This window comes from Flavobacterium agrisoli (genome assembly GCF_016522065.1).
In the GTDB taxonomy this organism is placed as follows: Bacteria; Bacteroidota; Bacteroidia; order Flavobacteriales; family Flavobacteriaceae; genus Flavobacterium; species Flavobacterium agrisoli.
Window position 1 is genome coordinate 994547 of record NZ_JAEHFV010000001.1, and the last position, 23476, is coordinate 1018022.

General features: G+C 34.8%; 20 protein-coding genes. 13 read left to right on the forward strand and 7 right to left on the reverse strand.

Annotation, left to right across the window (positions count from 1 at the left end; translation table 11 throughout):
- Positions 1-29 precede the first annotated feature (29 nt).
- Positions 30-896 carry a beta/alpha barrel domain-containing protein gene (locus tag I5M07_RS04255; RefSeq protein ID WP_200104949.1) on the reverse strand — a complete coding sequence of 289 codons (867 nt, stop codon included), beginning with the start codon at positions 894-896 and terminating at the stop codon, positions 30-32.
- 195 nt (positions 897-1091) lie between these two features.
- Between I5M07_RS04255 and I5M07_RS04260 the strand changes: the two genes are divergently transcribed.
- Both I5M07_RS04260 and I5M07_RS04265 read left to right on the forward strand, forming a co-directional pair.
- Positions 1092-1703, forward strand: a complete 612-nt coding sequence (locus I5M07_RS04260) for a SatD family protein (RefSeq protein WP_200104950.1) — start codon at positions 1092-1094, stop codon at positions 1701-1703.
- A complete protein-coding gene (locus I5M07_RS04265; RefSeq protein ID WP_200104951.1) occupies positions 1700-2410 on the forward strand; it encodes a DUF3307 domain-containing protein in 711 nt (236 codons plus the stop codon). Before I5M07_RS04260 ends, I5M07_RS04265 begins: the two co-directional genes overlap by 4 nt.
- Here the strand turns inward: I5M07_RS04265 and I5M07_RS04270 are convergent.
- Entirely contained in the window at positions 2396-3415 is a 1020-nt protein-coding gene (locus I5M07_RS04270; RefSeq protein WP_200104952.1) for a quinone-dependent dihydroorotate dehydrogenase, read from the reverse strand. The two genes, I5M07_RS04265 and I5M07_RS04270, sit on opposite strands and share 15 nt — an antisense overlap.
- A 233-nt stretch (positions 3416-3648) precedes the next feature.
- Here I5M07_RS04270 and I5M07_RS04275 point away from each other — a divergent pair, with 233 nt between their 5' ends.
- From I5M07_RS04275 to pepT, 3 genes are all read left to right on the forward strand, one after another.
- Positions 3649-4707, forward strand: a complete 1059-nt coding sequence (locus tag I5M07_RS04275; RefSeq protein ID WP_200104953.1) for a DUF6515 family protein — start codon at positions 3649-3651, stop codon at positions 4705-4707.
- Positions 4708-4819: 112 nt separating this feature from the next.
- The gene (locus I5M07_RS04280) at positions 4820-5959 is read left to right on the forward strand and encodes a formylglycine-generating enzyme family protein (protein WP_200104954.1); all 1140 of its coding nucleotides are present in this window, start codon (positions 4820-4822) and stop codon (positions 5957-5959) included.
- 95 nt (positions 5960-6054) lie between these two features.
- A complete protein-coding gene (gene pepT / locus I5M07_RS04285; RefSeq protein ID WP_200104955.1) occupies positions 6055-7320 on the forward strand; it encodes a peptidase T in 1266 nt (421 codons plus the stop codon).
- Between the two features lie 101 nt (positions 7321-7421).
- On the opposite strand, the gene I5M07_RS04290 is transcribed toward pepT, so the two are convergent.
- From I5M07_RS04290 to I5M07_RS04310, 5 genes are all read right to left on the reverse strand, one after another.
- On the reverse strand, positions 7422-8651 hold the full coding sequence (locus tag I5M07_RS04290; RefSeq protein WP_200104956.1) for a PQQ-dependent sugar dehydrogenase: 1230 nt from the start codon (positions 8649-8651) through the stop codon (positions 7422-7424).
- A 152-nt stretch (positions 8652-8803) separates the two neighbouring features.
- Positions 8804-9736, reverse strand: coding sequence for a peptidylprolyl isomerase (locus I5M07_RS04295; protein ID WP_200104957.1), 933 nt, complete (start codon positions 9734-9736; stop codon positions 8804-8806).
- A gap of 60 nt (positions 9737-9796) precedes the next feature.
- A complete protein-coding gene (locus tag I5M07_RS04300) occupies positions 9797-10933 on the reverse strand; it encodes an MFS transporter (RefSeq protein ID WP_233621937.1) in 1137 nt (378 codons plus the stop codon).
- Between the two features lie 78 nt (positions 10934-11011).
- On the reverse strand, positions 11012-12007 hold the full coding sequence (locus tag I5M07_RS04305; protein WP_200104959.1) for an alpha/beta fold hydrolase: 996 nt from the start codon (positions 12005-12007) through the stop codon (positions 11012-11014).
- A gap of 180 nt (positions 12008-12187) precedes the next feature.
- Positions 12188-14260: a M3 family metallopeptidase gene (locus I5M07_RS04310; RefSeq protein WP_233621953.1), complete on the reverse strand. Its 2073-nt coding sequence runs from the start codon at positions 14258-14260 to the stop codon at positions 12188-12190.
- A 265-nt stretch (positions 14261-14525) separates the two neighbouring features.
- Between I5M07_RS04310 and trmD the strand changes: the two genes are divergently transcribed.
- The 8 genes from trmD to I5M07_RS04350 all read left to right on the forward strand — a co-directional run bounded on the left by trmD (position 14526) and on the right by I5M07_RS04350 (position 23462).
- Positions 14526-15203 (forward strand): tRNA (guanosine(37)-N1)-methyltransferase TrmD, encoded by a 678-nt coding sequence (gene trmD, locus I5M07_RS04315; RefSeq protein ID WP_200104961.1) that lies wholly within the window; start codon positions 14526-14528, stop codon positions 15201-15203.
- A gap of 67 nt (positions 15204-15270) precedes the next feature.
- Positions 15271-15630, forward strand: coding sequence for a hypothetical protein (locus I5M07_RS04320; RefSeq protein ID WP_200104962.1), 360 nt, complete (start codon positions 15271-15273; stop codon positions 15628-15630).
- A 224-nt stretch (positions 15631-15854) separates the two neighbouring features.
- On the forward strand, positions 15855-16205 hold the full coding sequence (rplS, locus tag I5M07_RS04325) for a 50S ribosomal protein L19 (protein ID WP_200104963.1): 351 nt from the start codon (positions 15855-15857) through the stop codon (positions 16203-16205).
- 285 nt (positions 16206-16490) lie between these two features.
- Positions 16491-18728 carry an NADP-dependent isocitrate dehydrogenase gene (locus I5M07_RS04330; protein WP_200104964.1) on the forward strand — a complete coding sequence of 746 codons (2238 nt, stop codon included), beginning with the start codon at positions 16491-16493 and terminating at the stop codon, positions 18726-18728.
- 136 nt (positions 18729-18864) lie between these two features.
- Positions 18865-19455 (forward strand): TetR/AcrR family transcriptional regulator, encoded by a 591-nt coding sequence (locus I5M07_RS04335; RefSeq protein ID WP_200104965.1) that lies wholly within the window; start codon positions 18865-18867, stop codon positions 19453-19455.
- A gap of 5 nt (positions 19456-19460) precedes the next feature.
- A complete protein-coding gene (locus I5M07_RS04340; RefSeq protein ID WP_200104966.1) occupies positions 19461-19631 on the forward strand; it encodes a hypothetical protein in 171 nt (56 codons plus the stop codon).
- Positions 19632-19701: 70 nt separating this feature from the next.
- Positions 19702-20970: an MFS transporter gene (locus I5M07_RS04345; protein WP_200104967.1), complete on the forward strand. Its 1269-nt coding sequence runs from the start codon at positions 19702-19704 to the stop codon at positions 20968-20970.
- A gap of 110 nt (positions 20971-21080) precedes the next feature.
- Positions 21081-23462, forward strand: coding sequence for a TonB-dependent receptor (locus I5M07_RS04350; RefSeq protein ID WP_200104968.1), 2382 nt, complete (start codon positions 21081-21083; stop codon positions 23460-23462).
- Positions 23463-23476 lie beyond the last annotated feature (14 nt).

Sequence of the window (23476 nt, forward strand, 5' to 3'; positions counted from 1 at the left end):
AATACCACATATTAATTTCAGTAAATTTCTTACTGAAAGGTACTAAATAATTTTGAAGCTTCGTTATAAGCACTTTCAAAACTTAAACTATTACAATTAGTAAAGGTTTTATTTGCTGTAAAATAAGAAATTAATTTTTCGGTCGGCATGTTGCCTGTTAAATGATTGGTGGCCATAGGACATCCGCCAAAACCTTGAATAGCACCATCGAAACGCAAACAACCAGCTTTGTAAGCCGCATCAATTTTAGGAAACCAGGAATCGGGAGTAGTGTGCAAATGCGCCCCAAATTCTATTGCAGGGTATTTTGGAATTAAATTGGCAAACAAATAATCAATAACCTCGGGAGTGGCAGTACCCACAGTATCTGAAAGTGATAATATTTTAACTCCTAAATTAGAAAGTTTGGCGGTCCATTCGCCCACAATTTCAACATTCCACGGGTCTCCATACGGATTGCCAAAACCCATCGATAAATACGTTACTACATCTTTATCTTTTTTATACGCTATTTCTAAAATTTCTTCTAAAGTAACGATAGATTGCGCAATCGTTTTGTGCGTGTTTCGCATTTGAAAATTTTCGGAAATAGAAAAAGGAAATCCTAGGTATTGTATTTGTTGAAATTCCGAAGCCAACGCCGCTCCCTTTGTATTGGCAATAATAGCTAATAATTTACTACTTGTTTGCGATAAATCCAATTGCGATAAAACTTCGGCTGTGTCCTGCATTTGCGGAATTGCTTTAGGAGAAACAAAACTTCCAAAATCAATCGTATCAAAACCCACTCGCAGCAGTGCCTGAATATACGACACCTTTTTTTGAGTAGGAATAAAGGTTTTTATACCTTGCATGGCATCGCGCGGACATTCGATAATTTTAATTTTTTGACTCAAAGCTTTTTATTTCTAGTGCTAATTTAGTTGGATTTTTCCAGAATAAAAAAATATGCCCCTTTTTATTACATTACACAATTTCGTAATATTTCAAAATATTACACAAAAAAGTAATAAATAAAAATATTACCTATATTTGTAATATTAAAACATAAAACACGTTCACATTTTGTAAATAATTAGCTATATTTGAATATGACAAGCATTTTAACAGGAGATATAATCAACTCAAGAAGTGTGGATAGCGCGCTATGGATAATAGGGCTCAAAGCACTACTGAACCAACTTGCGATGAATTCGGAACAATGGGAAATATACAGAGGAGATGAGTTTCAGCTTGAAATTCAAAATCCAGAGGATGCCTTTATATGTGCTATTTTAATAAAAGCGTATTTAAAAACCGTTAAACTAGATGCCCGAATTGGTATTGGCTTGGGAGAAAAAAATCATACTTCCAAAAAAATAAGCCAAAGCAACGGCTCCGCATTTGTAAACTCGGGAGCTATTTTTGATTCTTTAAAAAGGGAAAAAACAAGTTTGGCTTTGCAATCAAATAATTTTGATTTCGATAGCAATCTCAATTTAAAACTAAAATTAGCACTAACTTTTATAGATAGTTGGTTGATTCAAGCTGCCGAATTGGTGTTAATCGCGATACAAAATCCCGAATTTTCACAAGAAGAAATAGGAAAAAAATTGGGTATCAATCAAGCAGCAGTGAGCCGTCGAAAAAAACGAGCACACTTTGATTTAATTCTTGAATTGGATGCTTATTTTAGAAATCAAATCAAAACCATTTCAAGATGATTGTATTTATAAAGTTAATTTTAGCACATTTAATTGGAGATTTTATCTTACAACCAAATGCTTGGGTAGCCGATAAAGAAAAGAAAAAACAGCAAAGTATTTATTTATATCTTCATGCCGCTGTACACGGAATTATAGCTTGGATTTTAATAGGAAATGCCATGTTTGCAGGCTTTGCGCTTTTACTAATAGTCGTACATGGATTTATCGATTATGTAAAACTGTACTTTCAAAAAAGCAAAAACAAACGCACTTGGTTCATAATCGATCAAATAGCGCATATAGTTTCTCTTGCCATAATTGCTTTATTATACGAGAATAAAGGTTTAGAATTTCAGGAATTTAGCAATGGTTTTTGGGTTGTAATCACAGCAGTTGTGTTTGTAAGCAAACCGTGTTCAATCATCATTAAAACCATCATTTCGATTTGGACTCCCGAAAACAAAAATACTACCGACGACTCGTTGGCAAACGCAGGTAATTTTATCGGAATTTTAGAGCGCTTGCTAATACTTTGTTTTATTTTGACACATCATTTTGAAGCCATTGGTTTTTTACTGGCCGCAAAATCAATTTTTAGATTTGGAGATTTGAAAGAAGCCAAAGACCGAAAATTAACAGAATACGTTTTAATTGGCAGCCTGTTAAGTTTCGGAATAGCGATTTGTATCGGATTGCTTACCGAATTGGTTTTACAATCTTTCTAATATTTTTTTATTGATTTTTTTAATCAAAGCTGGGCCTTCGTAAATAAACCCAGTGTATAATTGCACTAACGAAGCTCCGGCATCTAACTTTTCGAGCGCATCTTCTGCCGAATGAATACCTCCGACACCAATAATAGGAAAGGCTTTGTTACTTTTTTCAGAAAGAAAACGAATCACCTCTGTAGAACGTTTAGCTAAAGGTTTACCAGACATTCCGCCTACTTCAATTTTATTCTCAGACTGAAGGCCTTCACGAGAAATTGTGGTATTGGTAGCAATAACTCCCGCAATTTGAGTTGTTTTAACGATATCGATAATATCCAACAATTGCTCATCGGTTAAATCCGGAGCAATTTTAAGCAAAATCGGTTTCGATTTGATTTTTTCTGCATTGCGATTTTGAAGCGTTTGCAATAAGGCGGTCAAGGGTTCTTTATCTTGCAAAGCTCGAAGATTGGGTGTATTAGGCGAACTAACGTTTACCACGAAATAATCAACATAATCAAACAAAGCATCAAAGCAAATGATATAATCCGAAGCGGCATTTTCGTTAGAAGTCACTTTATTCTTGCCGATATTTCCTCCTATTAACGTTCCTTTATTTTTTTTCAGTCGACTAATAACTTCTTCTACTCCTCCATTATTAAACCCCATTCTATTGATAATAGCTTGATCTTCCTTCAGTCGAAACAATCTTTTTTTAGGGTTTCCTTCTTGTCCAACAGGCGTCACCGTTCCTATTTCTATAAAGCCAAATCCAAAATCGGCCAATTCTTTATAAAGGACAGCATTTTTGTCAAATCCCGCCGCTAATCCTACCGGATTATCAAATTTAATTCCAAAAACTTCTCGCTCTAAACGAATGTCTTTCACTTTAAAAATACCGCGAATACAAGCCGCAATACCAGGTATTTTAGATAAAAATTTAATAGTAGAAAAAGTAAAATAATGTACTTCTTCAGGATCAAACCAAAAGAGAATCGGGCGAATAAGTAATTTATACATGAAGTTTTTTTGGCTGCAAATTTAAGAATTCCAAAACATATTTAAACTATAATTACGTCATTAAGTCAAAAACTAAAAAAAAACCATCACAATTTTTAAAAAGAAACAATATCAATATTTTAAAGAAAGATAATTGCAAAAATTAAATCCTGATATATAAAAAAATAGTAATTTTGTGTACAGATGTTCTTACTAATTTCACCTATTCATGTTTAAAAACTAAAACAACAAATATGAAAAACTTACAAGTATATTTAAAAAAAGGTCAACTTATCTGCATGATTAGTGCTCTTTTTATTTTTACAATGGATGGATTTGCGCAACACCGAGGAGGTGCCGCTCGAAGACCTGCTCCATCTAGACCTGCGGCTAGCCACACTGCAGCCCGACCTGCGCAATCACACAATGTTTCTAGGCCTGCGCAAAGCCATTCAGTTTCTAGACCCACGCAAAATCACACTGTTTCCAGACCCTCAACTGCATCAAAACCAGCTATAAAAAAACCTTCGAGTTCGGGAGTTAAAAAAATAAACAACAACTCTGGGTCTAAAATTGGAACTGGTACTAATAGAAATATTGCCAATAATAAAAAACCTTCGGTTGGAAATAAAACTACTGTAGGCGACCGCAATACAAAAATTGGAAACAAAACCAACGTAGGGAACAAAGTAAATGTGGATAAAAGCAGAAAGAATGTCAATGTTAACATTGATAATAGCAAACACATGAATGTTCACAACAACCGAAATACCGTTGTAAGAAGAAACAACAGACCTTATACGAGACCTCCCTATCGTTATGGTGGTTATAGTTATCATGCTTACCATCCTTACTACCCAAGACCTTATCGACCATTTTATTGGGGACCAGTATGGCATCCGTGGGGCTTTTTCTTAACTAGTTTAGCTGTAACAGCTGTAGTGGTAAGTATTGAAAACACACAATACCATTACGACCAAGGAGTATGGTACCAACCTTACAACAATGGTTATCAAGTAGTAGCCGCTCCAGTGGGTGGTACTGTTAATAATATTCCAAGTGGCGCCGAAACAGTTAATACAGGAACCGTTAATAATTATTATTACGGTGGAACGTATTACGAAAAATCAGATGGAAAATACACCGTAGTTGAACCTACTGCAGGAACATTAGTGGATAATTTACCCGAAGGAGGAGAAGAAGTAACACTTGGCGATGTGAAATATGTGAAATTTGGAGAAACATATTACCAGCCTGTAGAAGTAGATGGAAAACAAAAATACGAGGTTGTTCTTGTAGAAGAAGATAACTAATTTATAAATCAAGCATTCAGACTAAAAGACTTTTCAATTTAAAAATTGGAAAGTCTTTTGTCTTTTTTAAGTATATTTGAATACTATTCTTACGTTTATTAAATTACTTTTTATGACAACAAATAAACCCAAAACATTTTGGATTGCTGCAATTACTACCATTGTAATTATTGGAGCGGCATTTGGTTATACTAAAATAGCAGATAAAAAATCATTAGCAAGTACCGAAGATTGTACGGATACTGCTCCTGAAAATACAAACTCCCCTTTTGAATTAACCGTCGAAAATAAAAACAATAAACCAGGAAATACTCCCGAAGGGATGGTTTGGATTCCAGGAGGTGAATTTTCTATGGGAAGTAATGTAGAAGACGAAAGTTTGTGTAGCGTGAAAGGTGTAACAAGCGATGCAAACCCAATACACAGGGTATATGTAGATGGTTTTTGGATGGATAAAACAGAAGTTACTAATAAACAATTTGCTGAATTTGTTAAAGCGACAGGATATATAACCTATGCTGAAAAAAAACCTACAAGAGAAGAATTTCCCGATGCACCTGAAGAAAATTTAATTGCAGGTTCAGTAGTTTTTAAGCCAACACCATCAAAAGTAGCTTTAAATGATTTTTTACAATGGTGGTCCTATGAACAAGGAGCCGATTGGAGACATCCTACTGGAGCTAATAGTTCTATTGTTGGAAAAGATAATTATCCTGTAGTTCAAATTGCTTACCAAGATGCTTTGGCTTATGCTAAATGGGCTGGAAAACGACTACCAACGGAAGCAGAATGGGAATTTGCTGCTAGAGGAGGCAAAACAGGAAATTTATACGCTTGGGGAAACACCCTAAAAGTAAAAGGGAAATTTCAAGCTAATATTTATGAAGGCACATTTCCTGTAGCTGATGGAGACACGGGTGAGGATGGATATGCAGGGATTGCACCTACGGCTCAATACACACCAAATCCTTATGGACTTTATGATGTTGGTGGAAATGTTTGGGAATGGGTTTCGGATTGGTATAGCCGTGATTATTACCAAACTTTAGCAGATGCCAACACAGTAGCCCGAAATCCACAAGGACCTTTAGAATATAGCGATTCTACCGATCCTTATACTCCAAAACGCGTTCACCGCGGAGGTTCTTTTTTATGCACCGATCAATATTGCACACGTTATATGGTGGGTACAAGAGGAAAAGGGGAAGCTAATTCGCCCGCAAACCATGTCGGATTTAGATGTGTAAAATAAACCATATAAGCTCCTGAATTAAGGAGCTTTTTTTATACTTTTTTAATTTTACAGCAAATTTTAAAATTACCTATCTTTGCATAAAATACAAAAAAATGCAACATATCATAGACCGTTTTATTAGTTATGTAACTATTGATACCGAATCAGATCCAAATTCGCAAACCACTCCCAGTACTCCAAAACAATGGGATTTAGCCAATAAACTAGTTGAAGAACTCAAGTCAATTGGCCTACAAGACGTTACTATTGATGAAAAGGCTTATATAATGGCTACACTTCCGAGCAACGTAGAACATGAGGTTCCGACCATTGGTTTTGTATCCCATTTTGATACTTCGCCTGATTTTAGTGGCGCAAATGTAAAGCCACGAATTATTGTAAATTATGACGGAAAAGATATTTTACTAAACGAAGAAAAAAACATCGTCTTATCGCCTAGTTACTTTAAGGATTTGTTACAATATAAGGGTCAAACTTTAATTACAACCGATGGGAATACCCTTTTGGGAGCCGACGATAAAGCGGGAATTACAGAAATTGTATCGGCTATGGAGTATTTAATTCAAAATCCAGTAATTAAACATGGTAAAATCAGAATTGGATTTACTCCCGATGAAGAAATTGGTCGTGGTGCCCATCATTTTGATGTTGAAAAATTTGGTGCAGAATGGGCTTATACAATGGATGGAAGTCAAATTGGTGAATTAGAATACGAGAATTTTAATGCGGCTGGCGCAAAAATCATCTTCGGTGGTAAAAGCGTGCATCCGGGTTATGCCAAAGGAAAAATGATCAATTCGTTGTTGATTGCTAATGACTTTATCAATGAATTACCCAAAGATGAAATACCTCAAGAAACTAAAGGATATGACGGATTTTTTCACGTGAATCATGTAACAGGAACTATTGAAAAAACTGTTGTTGAACTTATTATTCGCGATCATAACAAGAAAAAATTCGAAAAACGAAAAATCTTAATTGAAAAAATCGTTAAAAAAATAAACAAAAAATTCGCAAAAAAATTCGGAGAAGATATCGCTATTGCCGAAATAAAAGATCAATATTACAATATGAAAGAAAAGGTTTTACCTGTTAAACATATCGTGGATATTGCCGAAAATGCGATGAAATCGATTGGTATAAAACCTATTATCAAACCTATTCGTGGTGGTACTGATGGTTCTCAATTATCGTATATGGGTTTACCTTGCCCAAACATTTTTGCCGGAGGGCATAATTTCCATGGTAAATACGAATATGTGCCAGTTGAGAGTATGGTAAAAGCGATGGATGTAATTGTTAAAATTGCTGAAATGACCGCATTGCCAAACTATGGTTTAAGTTCAAAAAAGAAATAAAATACAGGAATAAAAAAAAGAGTTTAATTTCATCTTCTGATTTTACTAAAATCAATCTAAAAGTTGCCATCAAACTCTTTTTATAATATTCTAAATAACTCTTATTTTTTATCAATTTTATACAAACGCCCAGCATCGGTAATAGCATATAAAGCACCATCGGTTCCTTGGGTTATATCGCGAAAACGTTGGTTTTCAGAAGCAAGCAATCGTTCTTCTCCCACCACTTTATTATTTTGTATTACCAATTGAACAATATGTTGCCCACTTAAAGCGCCTATAAATAAATTGTTTTCCCACTCCGGAATTTTATTGCCCTTATAAAAAGTAATTCCAGACGGAGAAACTACTGGATCCCAATAATAAATAGGTTGCTCTAGTCCCTCTTTTTGCTGAATTCCATCTCCAATTTTTTCTCCTCCATATTCAATTCCATAAGTAATTGTAGGCCAGCCATAATTTTTTCCAGGTTCCACTCGGTTAATTTCGTCACCTCCTCTAGGACCATGTTCGCTCTGCCACAAATCGCCGGTAATTGGGTGAAGCGCTATCCCTTGAGGATTTCTATGTCCGATAGAATACAATTCTGGCAATGCATTGGCTTGTGAAAACTTAGGATTACCTAAGGCAGGCTGCCCGGAAGTTGTAATTCTTATAATTTTTCCTAAACTTGTTGAAGCATCTTGGGCTAAAGGCCTTGTTGCCAAATCTGAACGTTCACCAGTACTTATAATCAAATTTCCAGTAGCATCAAACAATATACGACCACCATAATGCAAGGTGCTTGAGTGAGCGGGTAAAGCGCGATAGATAACCGAAACGTTTTCTACCTTATTTGTTGCTTCTGAAAGTTGTCCTTTTGCTATCGAGGTACAATTACCGCCAGTAACCGCTTCCGAAAAAGACCAATAAATCATTTTATTAGAATTAAAATTTGGATCAATACACACCCCTAATAAGCCACCTTGACCTGCACTGTTTACGGTTGGAATTCCTGTTATAGGAGCGCTTAATTCACCAGAATTACTTGCTATTCGCATCGTTCCGGTTTTTTGAGTAATTAATAATCTTCCATCTGGCAAAGAAACAATCCCCCACGGTTTATCTAATCCCGAAGCAATCATTTCGATAGAAATTGGTGTGGAAGTTGTCACACTCCCAATTCGAGTTTGACCAACAAATGCAGGAGCATAATTCGTATTTGCAGTTTGGTTTTCTACAGGATCTCCTGTTTCGGGTAATACAGGTTGCGAACTTTCATTATTATTTGAACAACTTGACAAACAATAAATTGAAGCAAAAAACAATAGAATTTGATTATAATATTTCATCTCTTCTTTTTTAAATTAATTATACAGCGTTAAGAAAATTACGCGATTTAAATTTAAAGAAGTAACAGAATTTAATCGGATATTTATATAATTACAATCAAAAAAAAATCCTGCCTCGTGAGAAACAGGATTTTAATTTATGAAAGAGGATATTATTTCACATCTATTAATTCTACATCAAAAATTAGTGTAGCATCTCCAGGAATAACACCTCCTGCTCCAGCAGAACCGTATCCTAAGTGAGATGGAATAACAAAACGCGCTTTATCACCAACTTGTAACAAAGCAATTCCTTCGTCCCATCCTTCAATAACTTGACCAACACCTAATTTAAACTCGATTGGTTTTTTTCTTGGGTAAGAAGAATCAAATACTTTTCCATCAGATAAAGAACCTTGGTAATGAACCGAAACTGTTTTACCTTTTTCTGCTTTTTTACCCTCTCCTTTTTGAATCATTTTATAACGCAAACCTGAATTTGTTTTATCAAACCCTGCTGCTAATTTTTCCATTTCTGCTTCGGCTGCTGCTTTTTGATCAGCTATTCTTTTTTCGCGAGCTCCTTCAAAAACTCTAAAAGCTTCAATGGCATTCCATTTTTCAGCTTCTTCTCCTACACGAATAATTTCTAAACTTTCAAGAACATCACCTTGTGCCACGGCATCAACCACATCTTGCCCTTCTATAACATGGCCAAAAACACTGTGTTTATTATCCAACCAAGGAGTAGCAACGTGCGTAATAAAAAATTGCGAACCGTTGGTGCCAGGACCTGCATTTGCCATAGACAGCACTCCAGGACGGTCGTGCTTTAAAGTAGAATGAAATTCATCGTCGAATTTATAACCAGGACCACCTGTACCAGAACCTTGAGGACATCCACCTTGAATCATAAAATCAGGTATCACACGGTGAAATTTTAAACCATCGTAGTATTTATTTCCTTGTGGTTTTGCTGAATTTTCAAGATTACCTTCGGCTAAAGCTACAAAGTTCCCTACTGTTCCTGGCGTTAAATCGTGTGTAAGTTTTACTAAAATAGCACCTTTACTGGTGTTGAATTTAGCATATATTCCGTTTTCCATTATGCTGTTTTTTTATATTGAACGCAAATTTACAAATTAATTTTTATTGATTTGAGGTTTCTACAGGTTTCGATTTTGTTTATAGGTAAACGCATAAACTAAAAAAGCCAAAGCAGACAAAAACAAACAACCAACTGTTACTGCATGCCAGCCTCCTATTTGCCATAAAAACAAACCATAGGCAGACCCTGCAGCAGTTCCTAAAAATGAAAAGGACATAAATACGGTATTCATCCTATTTCTAGCTTCAGGAAGTATCGAATATACTCGGGTTTGGTTAGAAATATGAACACTTTGAATACCAATATCTATCAAAACAATACCAATTACAATTCCGATTACACTTTGAATCGAAAAATAAAAAACCACAAAACTCAACGCAATCAAAGCGCCACCATATCCTACCGCAACACGCGCACCACCTTTATCTCCTAACCGACCGACTAATGGAGCCGCCAAAGCACCAGAAGCCCCTACAATTCCGAAAAGACCAATGGTGGCACTATTAAACTGAAAAGGATCTCCGGAAAGTAATAAAACCATAGTAGTCCAAAAAGCACCAAATTGCGCAAAACAAAACACATTAATTAAAGTGGCTTCGCGTAACAAAGGCTGCTCTTTTATTAAAGAAAAAAGTGACTGAATTAATTGTCCATAAGTCCCTTCGAATATCGGTTTATTAAATGGAAATTGTTTCTGAATAAGGACTAAAATGAGCATACACAAACCTGCGGCAATCCAAAACATGGCACGCCAACCCCATAATTGACCAATAAAACCACTTAATGTTCTCGATAATAAAATTCCGACTAACAAACCGCTCATGATCGTTCCCACTACTTTTCCGCGTTCATGATTTTCACTTAATGAAGCTGCTAAAGGTAAAATCAATTGGGGTACAATAGACGTAATTCCGATTAATAAAGATGCTATTTCTAAAACCAAAAAACTTTTGGCTGTAGCTGCTATAATTAAAGCAATAACCGAAGCAAAAGTAGTAAGTACAATTTGTCTTTTTCGTTCAATTTTATCACCCAATGGAACCATAAAAAACAAGCCAATAGCATAACCAGCTTGGGTTAAATACGTAATGGTGCCCGCATTTGCCTCTGGAATATTAAATTCTTTTGCTATTAAAACAATTAAAGGCTGACAATAATACAAGTTTGCAACGATGAGTCCCGTGCAAACTGCCATAAAAAGGACTTTAGATTTTGATAATTTCATTTTGCAAAAGTACAACTTGATTAAAAGTTGCGATTTTATATAGCTAAATTATTTTTTTAAAAAGGTCTTTAATGGTGTTATAAATTTGTCAAAACTTTCAATGTGAGGCATATGTCCGATATTTGGAATTTCGACTAATTGTGCATTTGGAATTTTCTTTTGGGTTTCTTTTCCTAAATTTTCATACAAACCCATGGTTTTACGCACTTCTTCGCTCACAAGCGGTTTTCCTAAAGCGGTTCTGTCGCGGGTACCAATAATCAATAAAGTAGGGACTTTAATGTTTTTAAATTCATACACAACTGGCTGTGTAAAAATCATATCGTAAGTTAAAGCGGCATTCCAAGCATATTTTTTAAAATCAGCATTTAATGTCCAACCCGCTAATAAATTAACCCATTCGTCGTATTCGGGTTTCCATTTTCCGTCGTAATAATTCTCTAATTGGTATTTTTTAATTTTTTCATACGATTGTTTTAATTCATTTTGATACCACCAATCTACATTTTGATAAGGTACTTTCAGTTTCCAATCTTCCAAGCCAATTGGGTTTTCTAAAATCAACTTTTCTGTAATCTCAGGATACATCAAAGCAAAACGTGTTGCAACCATTCCGCCCATAGAATGTCCTAAAACCGCTGTTTTTTTTACTCCAATTTGATCTAAAATTGCTTTTGTATTTTGGGCTAGTTGTTGAAAAGTAAATTGAAAATGAGCCGGTTTATCGGATTTTCCAAAACCAATTTGATCGGGAACAATAACGCGAAATCCTTCCTTTGTCAACGCCTGAATTGTGGTTTTCCAATAAGCTCCGTTAAAGTTTTTACCGTGTAACAACAATACATTTTTGCCATTATAATTGGCTGGTTTCACATCCATATAAGCCATTTGCAATTGTTGCTCTTGCTCAGAAAGTGTGATAAAGTGTACCGGATAAGGATATTCGTAATTGGCTAAATTAATATCCAACTCTTTCAATTGGTCTTGTTGCCCGAACGAAATTAGGGTGAATAAAATAAGAATAAAACTAAATTTGATGTTCATGAGTAGTATTTTTTTGAAGAAAAGTAAATTTAAGCATTCCAAGTAGCAGATAAAAACGATTAAGAAAATTTTACAATTTATTCAACACAAATTCTTTTGAAGTCAAACAACATAACTTTAAAACCTATAAAAAAACCTCCGAAAAAAGGAGGTTTTAGTATCTTAATTATTTTATTCTGACTATAAATCTTCGTTTTCAAGATACGGTTTTACTTGCATTTCGTGACCCACAAAATCCGTAAATGCCTTATTTAAATCGACGCTATTTCCAACGGACAAAATATATTTTCTAAAACGTTCACCATTTTCGCGCGTCATTCCACCATGCGTTTTAATCCAATCGTAGGCATTATAATCTAAGGTTTTCGACCAAGTATAGGCATAATAACCCGCAGAATATCCTCCGCTAAAAATATGCGCAAAATAAGGACTGTGGTAACGTGTTGGTACTTCATCAACCAATAAACCATACTTTTTTAAAGCTTCAGTTTCGAAAGTTAAAGTTGGTTTAAAATCAGCTTCGTTTGTAACGGTATGCCAAGCCATATCAAGGGTTGAGGCTGCCAAAAGTTCGGTTACATTATATCCCGAATTAAACGTTTCTGATTTTTTTATTTTATCAATTAACGCCTGCGGAATTACTTCTTTTGTTTGATAATGCAAGGCATAATTTTTTAAAATTACAGGATCTAAAGCTGCATGTTCGTTTATTTGCGAAGGAAACTCTACAAAATCTCTCGGTACACTTGTTCCGGAAAGTGTCGCGTATTGCTGATTGGCAAAAAGACCGTGCAAAGTATGTCCAAACTCATGAAACATGGTAATTACATTATCAAAACTAACCAAGGAAGGATTATTGTTTACCGGTTTTTCAAAATTATAAACGTTTACAATAACTGGCTTTTGTTTTAGATAATGCGATTGTTTTACAAAAGAACTCATCCAAGCTCCTCCCCTTTTGTTGTCACGTGTATAAAAGTCTAAATAATAGATAGCCATAGAGCTTCCATCTTTATCAAAAACTTCGTAAACCACTACATCAGAATGATAAACGGGTAAATCTTTACGTTCCTTAAAAGTGATGCCATACATTTGTTTGGCCGCATAAAAAACGCCTTTTTCTAAAACTGTTTTAATCTCAAAATACGGTTTAATTTGACTTTCATCTAAATCGTATTTTTCTTTACGAACCTGCTCTGCATAAAAATTCCAATCCCAAGGTTCTAATTTAAAGCCACCATTTTGAGAATCAATTAAAGTCTGAATTTCTTTGGCTTCTAACTTGGCTTTTTTTACAGCTGGAGCCGCAATTTCGGCCAAAAGAGTCATCGCTGCCTCCGGTGTTTTAGCCATTTGATCTTGAATTTTCCATTCGGCAAAACTCTTTTTACCCATTAATTGCGCTTTTTGCAAACGCAAGCGAGCCATTTTTTCTAAAGTAGCACGGGTATCCCCATCATCATTTTTTTCAGCACGACTCCAAGAAGCTTTAAATATTTTTTCGCGCGAGGCTCTGTTTTTAAGATTCTGCAAAACAGGCTGTTGCGTCGTATTTTGTAAACTTATTAAGTATTTACCCGACTGTCCAGCATTTGTAGCCAATTCTTTAGCAGCATCAATTTCTTGTTGGCTTAAACCATCTAAATCGGATGGGGAGTCAAACAAAACTGCTCCATTTTTACGAGCAATTAATAATTTAGAACCGAAAGCAGTACTTAAAACAGCCAATTCGCTATTAATGGCTTTCATTTTGGCTTTATCAGCTTCTGACAAATTAGCACCAGCTAACTCAAAAACTTCTAAATAATGCTCGGTTAACTTTTTATCTTCTCCTTTTAAACTTCCTAAATTAATGGCTTTTATACGTTGATATAATTTACTGTTGAGATAAATTTTATCACGATGAGCCGCAAAAATAGCAGCATATTCTTTTTCTAATTTTTGCAATTCATCATTCGTATTAGAGCCTGTTAAATTTGAAAAAACCGTTGTGGCCCGATTCAAATCTTTCCCACTTAATTCCAATGCTAAAACCGTATTTTCAAAAGTAGGTTTTGCTGTATTGTTTGCAATTTTTTCAATTTCTTCTTCTTGTTTTTTCAAACCAAAATCAAATGCGGGCTTAAAATGCTCGTTTTTAATTAAATTAAAAGGCGGAGCTTGGTACTGTAGCGTACTTTTTTGCAATAAAGGGTTATTCATAGTGGAATTAGTTTGTGCAAATACATGCGGTGACGAAAAAGCAACCAGCATTACGGCTGCTGTACAATTTCGAAAGTTTTTAGTAAAAAGGGTCATGTTTTTGGAGTTTTAAAATTTGTTCCTAAATGTAAAATAAAATGAGATTATGCAACAAATTAATGTTGTTAAATTATTATTTTAAATATTTCGCAACAAAAACCAAAAATAGAAGATTTTTCACCATCAGGACTTCAAGCTAATTTCTATTTCAGTGTTGAACTAAATTACTTTTTACTCCAATTAATAATGTTAACTTTGCGCTCTATATTTTTATACGATGCGAATTGATATTATAACCGTTCTACCCGAATTATTACGCAGTCCGTTTGAGGCTTCGATTATGAAACGTGCCATTGACAAAGGATTAGTCGAAGTTCATTTTCATAATTTACGCGATTATACCACCAACAAACAAAAAAGTGTAGACGATTACCAATTTGGTGGCGGTGCCGGAATGGTCATGATGGTACAGCCCATTGACGCCTGCATTTCGCACTTAAAAAGTGAACGGAATTACGATGAAATTATATACATGACACCCGATGGCGAAACGCTAAATCAGAAAATGGCCAACACCATGTCGATGTATGAAAACATTATTATTTTATGTGGTCATTATAAAGGAGTCGATCAAAGGGTTCGTGATTATTTTATTACCAAAGAAATTTCAATTGGCGATTATGTACTTTCGGGTGGCGAATTAGGTGCTTTGGTTTTATCCGATGCAATAATTCGATTAATTCCTGGAGTTTTGAGCGATGAAACCTCTGCACTAACCGATAGTTTTCAGGATAATTTACTCTCAGGCCCCATCTACACACGCCCAGCCGATTATAAAGGTTGGAAAGTTCCCGATGTTTTAACCAGCGGACACTTTGCCAAAATTGAAAAATGGCGAGAAGAAAAAGCATACGAACACACAAAAAACAGAAGACCCGATTTATTACAAGAGTAATTTTCTTATATTTATACTTTAAAAAAGTAACTTTATCTAAACCCTTTAACTTTAAAAAGTACAAATCATGAAAGAATTAATTTTTAAAATTTGTCTCGTAGTCAGTTTTTTTGTGAGCACCATGTCTTTTGCTCAAAGCCTAAACAAAAATTCATTATTATCGGAACTAAACAACACCAATGGTGTTTCGTTAAATGCACAAGAAAAAGCTAGTTACGAAAAAGCAAACGCCGACTTGGCTACAGGTTTATTTAATATGGACAAAAAAAACCTACCTAAAGACCAAAGAGATAAAGAAATAGACAACCTTTTTGACAAAAGAAATAACAGTTTAAAATCTACTTTAGGTCCAGGAAAAAGTAGCGGTTTAACTAAAAACATCAATCAAACGAAACGCAAAATAAAATTAGCAAAACTGGTTCTTTAGTTATTTAAATTCTTAAAAAAAAACAGGGCTTTTATAATAGAAAGTCCTGTTTTTTATTTTTAAAAAAGCTAACCAACTAAGATAAAGACAATTACATTAAAAAAAATTCTACATTAAACATATTGTAATTAATGATTTTTAATTATATTTGCAGCCAATTTTAGACCAACCTCTGGCGAAAACCGTGCATGTTGCTCTATTACAAACCATAATTAAAACATATCATGGCAGATTTGATGAAATTCGTTAAAGACGAATTAGTTACTAAAAAAGATTTCCCAGTATTTGGAGCTGGAGACACAATCACCGTTTATTACGAAATTAAAGAGGGTGAAAAAACAAGAACTCAGTTTTTTAAAGGAGTTGTTATTCAAAGAAGAGGTTCTGGAACTACAGAAACTTTTACTATTCGTAAAATGTCAGGTTCAGTTGGTGTAGAGCGTATCTTCCCAGTTAACTTGCCAGCTTTACAAAAAATTGAAATCAACAAGAAAGGTGCTGTACGTAGAGCAAGAATTTTCTACTTCAGAGAACTTACTGGTAAAAAAGCTAAGATTAAAGATAAAAGAAGATAATAACTTATCTAAATTATACAAAAATCTCGTTTCGGCTAAATTTCGAAACGAGATTTTTTTTTTTACTACTAACATACTTAAAAACCGTTCCTTTAACAGATGGTTTTGCGTTTGGGTTGTTATAATACTATCACAAATATAACATTCTGTTAATTTAAGTAAAACTACCTAAAACACCCTGCAATTTCGGACTGATTTTCATATATTTGCTTCCGCTTGTTTCAAGCCTATCACAATTTTTATGTTATCTATATATTAGGTAACACTATTATAAAAAAAAGCAAAATGACACAGAATTCGAAAATTGTTTACACCTTAACTGATGAGGCACCATTATTGGCTACTTATTCATTTTTACCAATTGTACAAGAATTTACTGCAACTGCAGGAATAAGTATCGAAACCCGAGATATTTCGGTTGCCGGTAGAATTTTAGCTAATTTTCCTGAATTTTTAACAGCAGACCAAAAAGTAGGAGATGCTTTGGCCGAATTAGGACAATTGGCAACACAACCTGATGCAAATATTATTAAATTACCTAATATTTCTGCATCGGTACCACAATTAAAAGCAGCTATTGCCGAATTACAGGCACATGGATATGCTGTTCCGAATTTCCCTGAAGACCCTCAAAATGATGCTGAAAAAGAAATCAAAGCCAAATATGCAAAAGTATTAGGTTCGGCTGTAAATCCAGTTTTACGTGAAGGAAATTCAGATCGTAGAGCACCGAGAGCCGTTAAAAACTTTGCAAAAGCAAACCCACACAAAATGGGTGCTTGGTCGGCAGATTCAAAAACAAAAGTAGCTTCTATGTCAAAAGGGGATTTTTACGGAAGCGAACAATCATTAACTGTAGCTGATGCTAACGACGCAAAAATAGAATTTGTATCGAAAGATGGAACTGTTACCGTTTTAAAAGCAAGCACTCCTTTAAAAGCGGGAGAAATCATTGACAGCTCTGTAATGAATATTGCCGCATTGAAAGAATTTGTAGCCGCTACAATTGCCGAAGCAAAAAAAGAAAATGTTCTTTTATCGGTACACTTAAAAGCTACAATGATGAAGGTTTCTGACCCTATCATTTTTGGAGCGATTGTAGAAGTATTCTTTAAAGACGTTTTTGCAAAATACGCTGATTTATTCAAAAAATTAAATATTGATACCCGTAATGGTTTAGGTGATGTATATGCCAAAATCGCGGGACAACCAGAACAAGCTGAAGTAGAAGCTGCTTTAACTGCCGCTATAGATAATGGCCCAGCTTTAGCCATGGTTAATTCGGATAAAGGAATTACAAACTTACACGTACCTTCAGATGTAATTGTGGATGCTTCTATGCCTGCTATGATCCGTACTTCGGGGCAAATGTGGGATAAAAACGGAAAGCAACAAGATACAATTGCTATCATTCCAGACCGTTCTTACGCTGGTATATATACTGCAACTATCGATTTCTGTAAAAAACACGGTGCTTTTGATCCAAAAACAATGGGAAGTGTTCCTAACGTAGGTTTGATGGCCCAAAAAGCAGAAGAATACGGATCTCACGATAAAACATTTCAAGTTAAAGAAAGCGGAGTAGTTCGTGTAGTTGACCAAAACGGTACTGTTTTGATGGAACAAAATGTTGAAGCCAACGACATTTTCAGAATGTGTCAAGCAAAAGACGCCCCTATTCAAGACTGGGTTAAACTTGCTGTAAACAGAGCTCGTTTGTCTGAAACTCCTGCTGTTTTTTGGCTGGATGAAAACAGAGCACACGATAGAGAATTAATCAAAAAAGTAAATACTTATTTAAAAGACCACGATACTACTGGATTAGATATTCGTATTTTAGCTCCAATCGAGGCTACACAATTTACTTTAGAAAGAATTATTAAAGGTCAAGATACTATTTCGGTAACCGGAAATGTATTGCGTGACTATTTAACTGATTTATTCCCAATTTTAGAATTAGGTACTTCTGCAAAAATGCTTTCTATTGTTCCGTTAATGAACGGTGGTGGATTGTTCGAAACTGGTGCAGGAGGTTCTGCTCCTAAACACGTTGAGCAATTTGTTGAAGAAGGATACTTACGTTGGGATTCATTAGGTGAGTTTTTAGCATTAGGTGCTTCTTTAGAGCATTTAGGACAAACACAAAACAACTCAAAAGCACTTGTTTTAGCTGAAACATTAGACGAAGCAAACGATAAATTCTTAGCTAATGACAAATCACCAGCCCGTCAAGTAGGTCAAATTGATAACCGTGGTTCTCATTTTTACTTGGCTTTATATTGGGCACAAGCTTTAGCAGCTCAAACAAAAGATGCCGAATTAGCTGCTCTTTTTACTCCAATTGCTAGTGAATTAACAGCAAACGAAGCTAAAATTGACGCCGAACTAATTGCCGCTCAAGGTCAACCTCAAAATATTGGAGGTTATTACCAACCAAATCCAGAATTGGTTAGTAAAGCAATGCGTCCAAGTAACACATTTAACAGTATTATAGATAAAATTGCTGCTTTAAAAACAGCTTAATTTCAACTTTTTACTACTTACTTTACAAAAGACAACTCGAAAGGGTTGTCTTTTTTTTATTCTAGAAACAATATTTTTTATAAATGAATGAATATTCATTTATCTTTATTATTTTTGCTTTCAAATTTCCACTCGGATGAGAACAAGAGATCATAATAAAGAAGAAATTGTAAAGCAAAATGCAATTGAACTATTGGTTGAAAAAGGCATAGAAGGTTTTAGTATGAACCAACTTGCTAAAAAATGCAACATTTCGGTAGCTACTTTATACATTTACTATTTAGACAAAGATGATTTAATTCGAAAAATCGGAATTGAAATTGGTACCCGTTTTTTTTCGGAAATGACAAGAGATTTTCTACCTACCATGTCCTTTCGAAATGGGCTTTACAAACAATGGGAAAACAGAATTTCCTTCACACAAAAAAATCCCTTAGAGGTACGTTGTTGGGAACTTTTAACACATTCTAGTTACAGCCAAACCATTTTAGATCCTAGTTTAAATGAATTTAAAGCCATCATGGAAGTTTTTTTTCAAAATGCAATAGCGAATAAAGAATTAGCTCCCATGTCAAAAGAAATTTTTTGGAGTGTTGCCTATGGCCCTCTCTATTCCTTGCTTCATTTTGAACGTGATGGAAAAAATTTTGGAGGTAAACCCTTTAAATTAACTGCAAAAACCACCAAAGAAGTATTCGAATTAGTCATAAAAGCCTTAACTCCTTAAAACGGATGGAAATCAATTTAAATCATATTTTAATATTTGCAACCAATATTAAAACGGAAAAAGACAAACAAATTATAAGTACAATTCTAAATCAAAATGAAGCAATTTTGCAATGGAATATTGATTTAGAAGATGTAGATTCGGTATTGCGAATTGAATCATCTACTTTAAATTGAACTCAAATTATCGAACTCATCAAACAAAATGATTTTAAATGCAGCGAATTAGACGAATAATTATCCTTTTATGAAAAAAGAAACACAAGCAATACCTACTTTTAGTAGCTACCAAAAATTCGTTATTTTTATTTTAGCTATTACCCAATTTACAGTTATTTTAGATTTTATGGTCATGTCGCCAATGGGTGATATTTTAATGAAAACCATGCATTTAAAACCAACTGATTTTGGTTTAGTAGTTTCGGCTTATGCCTTTAGTGCCGGTATTTCGGGCTTGCTGACCGCTGGATTTGCCGATAAGTTTGATCGAAAAAAATTACTTTTATTCTTTTATATCGGTTTTATCATCGGAACCATTTTATGTGGCACAGTAACCACTTATCCGCTTTTAGTAGGAGCTCGCATTTTTACAGGTTTATTTGGAGGTGTAATTGGTTCTATTTCCATGGCCATTGTAATCGATTTGTTTGCCTTACAACAAAGAGGTCGGGTGATGGGTTTTATTCAAATGGCTTTCGGAACTAGTCAAATTTTCGGTATTCCAGTAGGCTTGTATCTAGCAAATGCTTGGGGTTGGCACGCTCCTTTTTTATGGATTGCCGTAATGGCTGTTTTGATTGTATTTTTAATTTTCTTTAAATTAAAACCCTTAACAGGTCATTTGGTTGCGCAACCAATAAAATCGCCTTTATCACATTTAACAAATACATTACTGAAAAAAGAATACCGAATAGGATTTGCTGCTACCGCTATTTTATCTGTGGGTGGATTTATGATGATGCCTTTTGGAAGTGCTTTTGCCATTAACAACCTTAAAATTACCGAAGCCCAATTGCCTTTGGTTTTCATGATAGCCGGATTGGCAACACTGATCATCATGCCAATTGTTGGAAAATTGAGCGATCGAAAAGATAAATTTAAAATTTTTATGTATGCTTCCATTTGGTCCATTATCATGATTGGAATTTATACTAACCTACAAGTTACACCGTTTGCATTAGTAGCCTTTTTAAACATATTAATGATGATGGGAATAATGAGCCGAATGGTTCCTTCTACCGCTTTGGTAACTGCTATACCGCAACTCAAAGATCGTGGTGCTTTTATGAGTATCAATGCTTCGTTGCAACAAATAGCGGGCGGCATTGCAGCGGCATTTGCTGGAACAATTGTGGTACAAAAAGACAATTTTAGTCCGTTAGAACATTACGATACTTTAGGATATTTTGTTATTGCCATTTCGATTATCTCAATTCTATTAGTAAAACGGGTTGATAAACATCTCAAAAAAAATCCAAAAGAAACCACGACAGCAGTTTTACACTTTAATGAATAACCTGTTCACTTCTCAAATTTAAGATAAACTTCTCTTAGTATTAAATTAACAAGTGTTTTGTTCGTTCGTATTATTAAACCACAGATATTTGTACCAAACAAGCCAAAAAAATGCAAAATAACCTTCAAAAAGTATTCTTATTTTTTATTTTCCTCCCAATATGGGTGTTTTCACAAGAAAAAGTAACCATTAGCGGAATCATAACCGACTCAAAAAACAACGAAACCTTAATTGGGGTAAATGTGTATTTTCCCGATTTAAAAATTGGAGCCACTACAAACGAATATGGTTTTTATTCGGTTGCTGTCCCGAGCGGAAATCAAAATATTGAAATTAGTTATATTGGTTACGAAACCCTTCAACAAAACATTACCATTACACCAAATGCTAAACTCAACTTCGCCTTAAAAGAAGGAGGTCAAGAATTAGAAGAGGTCGTTATTACAGGAAATGCAGGTCGAGCCAATACGCGAACTCCAGAAATGAGCGTGAACAAAATGTCGATTTCGACTATCAAAAAAATGCCCGTGGTTTTAGGCGAAGTAGATGTAATCAAATCTATTTTATTGTTGCCCGGGGTAACCAATGCTGGAGAAGGCACTTCTGGATTTAACGTTCGTGGTGGTGGAGCCGATCAAAACTTGATTTTATTAGATGAGGCAACCTTATTTAATTCTTCGCATGTTTTCGGGTTTTTCTCGGTTTTTAATCCCGATGCTATTAAGGATTTAAAATTGTACAAAGGGGGAATTCCAGCTCGATTTGGAGGAAGAGCATCCTCGGTTTTGGATATTTATCAAAAAGATGGAAACAGTAAAAGTTTTCATATGAGTGGTGGCATCGGACTTATATCGAGTCGTTTGCTTGCCGAAGGACCAATTGTAAAAGATAAAGGTTCCTTTTTAATTGGAGGAAGAGCTTCGTATGCGCATTTGTTTTTAAAACTGAGCGAAGACAACAAAAACAATTCGGCTTATTTTTATGATTTGAATACCAAATTAAGTTACAAACTGAACGAAAATAACAGTGTGTACATGTCGGGGTATTTTGGTCGTGATTTGTTTAAACTCAACAAAAGCTTTAGTAATATTTACGGAAATACCACCTTAAATTTACGTTGGAACCACTTATTTTCTAACAAACTCTTTTCGAATTTATCTTTAATTTACAGTGATTATTATTATGGATTGGATTTGGATTTTGTGGGTTTCAAGTGGAATTCTGGAATCAAAACCTATAATTTGAAATACGATTTTAAGAACTATATTTCCGAAAAATTCAAACTCAATTATGGTATAAACGGCAATTATTACGAATTCAATCCAGGTACAATTGATCCTACATCCGAAGAATCGGGAATTAATTCGGATCAATTGGATAAAAAATACGCTTTCGAACCTTCTTTATATATCGAAGCCGAAAACAAGATTACCCCAAAATTATCAGTGGCGTATGGGTTGCGTTATAGCTTATTTTACCGACTTGGAAGCTCCACCATAAATGTTTATCAGGATAATAATCCCGTTATTTTTAACAACGATTTGCAAATTTATCAAAAAGCAACTCCGATAGATTCCATTTATTACGGCAAAAACAAAGTCATTCAAAGTTTTGATAATTTAGAACCGCGGTTTTCTGTTGGCTATCAGCTCAACGAAGATCAAGCTGTAAAAGCCAGTTACAACCGAATGGTGCAGTATTTACAACTTGTTTCCAATACGTCATCTCCTACTCCGTTGGATATTTGGACACCGAGCGATAACTTTATTCAACCACAAATTGCCGACCAAGTAGCGGTGGGATATTTTAGAAATATTAAAAATGGTGATTATTCAGTAGAAGTAGAAAGCTTTTATAAAAAAATACAAAACCGTTTGGATTATATTGACGGTGCCGATTTAATTGCCAACGAAGCACTCGAACAAGTTATATTAAATGGACGAATGCGTGCCTATGGACTCGAATTGATGTTAAAGAAAAACGAAGGCGACATTACAGGGTGGATTTCATATACCTTATCAAAATCAGAGCAGCAAACTCCTGGAAGAAATGCTTCTGAAACGGGTATAAATAACGGAAATTGGTACCGATCAGCTTACGATAAAACCCATAATTTAGCCGTAACGGGAGCCTATAGTTTAAATGAAAAATGGAGTTTTGGCGCCAATTTTATTCTGCAATCAGGCCAGCCTGTAACATATCCAAACGGCAAATACGATTATTTAGGTATCAGTGTACCTACCTTTGGAGACCGAAATGTTAACCGCTTGCCAACTTACCACCATTTGGATTTGTCGGCAACCTTAACCCCTCGAAAAAACAAAAACCGAAATTGGAAAGGCGAATGGGTATTTAGTATTTACAACATTTACAACCGCATGAATGCTGCTTCGGTTAGTTTTGGGCAAAATGAAGACACTGGCTACAACGAGGCAGTTAAATTATCTATTTTTGGAGCCGTTCCAGCCGTAACCTATAATTTCAAATTTTAATCAGCACTTGCAAA

Bases quoted from the DNA above. Each gene is read 5' to 3' on its own strand.
- I5M07_RS04295 (WP_200104957.1), bottom strand. From the start codon at position 9,736: ATGGAAAACGGAATATATGCTAAATTCAACACCAGTAAAGGTGCTATT.
- rplS (WP_200104963.1), top strand. From the start codon at position 15,855: ATGGCAGATTTGATGAAATTCGTTAAAGACGAATTAGTTACTAAAAAA.
- I5M07_RS04270 (WP_200104952.1), bottom strand. From the start codon at position 3,415: ATGTATAAATTACTTATTCGCCCGATTCTCTTTTGGTTTGATCCTGAA.
- I5M07_RS04305 (WP_200104959.1), bottom strand. From the start codon at position 12,007: ATGAACATCAAATTTAGTTTTATTCTTATTTTATTCACCCTAATTTCG.
- I5M07_RS04350 (WP_200104968.1), top strand. From the start codon at position 21,081: ATGCAAAATAACCTTCAAAAAGTATTCTTATTTTTTATTTTCCTCCCA.
- I5M07_RS04300 (WP_233621937.1), bottom strand. From the start codon at position 10,933: ATGGCAGTTTGCACGGGACTCATCGTTGCAAACTTGTATTATTGTCAG.
- I5M07_RS04320 (WP_200104962.1), top strand. From the start codon at position 15,271: ATGAAAGAATTAATTTTTAAAATTTGTCTCGTAGTCAGTTTTTTTGTG.
- I5M07_RS04310 (WP_233621953.1), bottom strand. From the start codon at position 14,260: ATGCTGGTTGCTTTTTCGTCACCGCATGTATTTGCACAAACTAATTCC.
- I5M07_RS04330 (WP_200104964.1), top strand. From the start codon at position 16,491: ATGACACAGAATTCGAAAATTGTTTACACCTTAACTGATGAGGCACCA.
- I5M07_RS04260 (WP_200104950.1), top strand. From the start codon at position 1,092: ATGACAAGCATTTTAACAGGAGATATAATCAACTCAAGAAGTGTGGAT.
- I5M07_RS04345 (WP_200104967.1), top strand. From the start codon at position 19,702: ATGAAAAAAGAAACACAAGCAATACCTACTTTTAGTAGCTACCAAAAA.
- trmD (WP_200104961.1), top strand. From the start codon at position 14,526: ATGCGAATTGATATTATAACCGTTCTACCCGAATTATTACGCAGTCCG.
- I5M07_RS04265 (WP_200104951.1), top strand. From the start codon at position 1,700: ATGATTGTATTTATAAAGTTAATTTTAGCACATTTAATTGGAGATTTT.
- I5M07_RS04335 (WP_200104965.1), top strand. From the start codon at position 18,865: ATGAGAACAAGAGATCATAATAAAGAAGAAATTGTAAAGCAAAATGCA.
- I5M07_RS04280 (WP_200104954.1), top strand. From the start codon at position 4,820: ATGACAACAAATAAACCCAAAACATTTTGGATTGCTGCAATTACTACC.
- pepT (WP_200104955.1), top strand. From the start codon at position 6,055: ATGCAACATATCATAGACCGTTTTATTAGTTATGTAACTATTGATACC.
- I5M07_RS04340 (WP_200104966.1), top strand. From the start codon at position 19,461: ATGGAAATCAATTTAAATCATATTTTAATATTTGCAACCAATATTAAA.
- I5M07_RS04290 (WP_200104956.1), bottom strand. From the start codon at position 8,651: ATGAAATATTATAATCAAATTCTATTGTTTTTTGCTTCAATTTATTGT.
- I5M07_RS04275 (WP_200104953.1), top strand. From the start codon at position 3,649: ATGAAAAACTTACAAGTATATTTAAAAAAAGGTCAACTTATCTGCATG.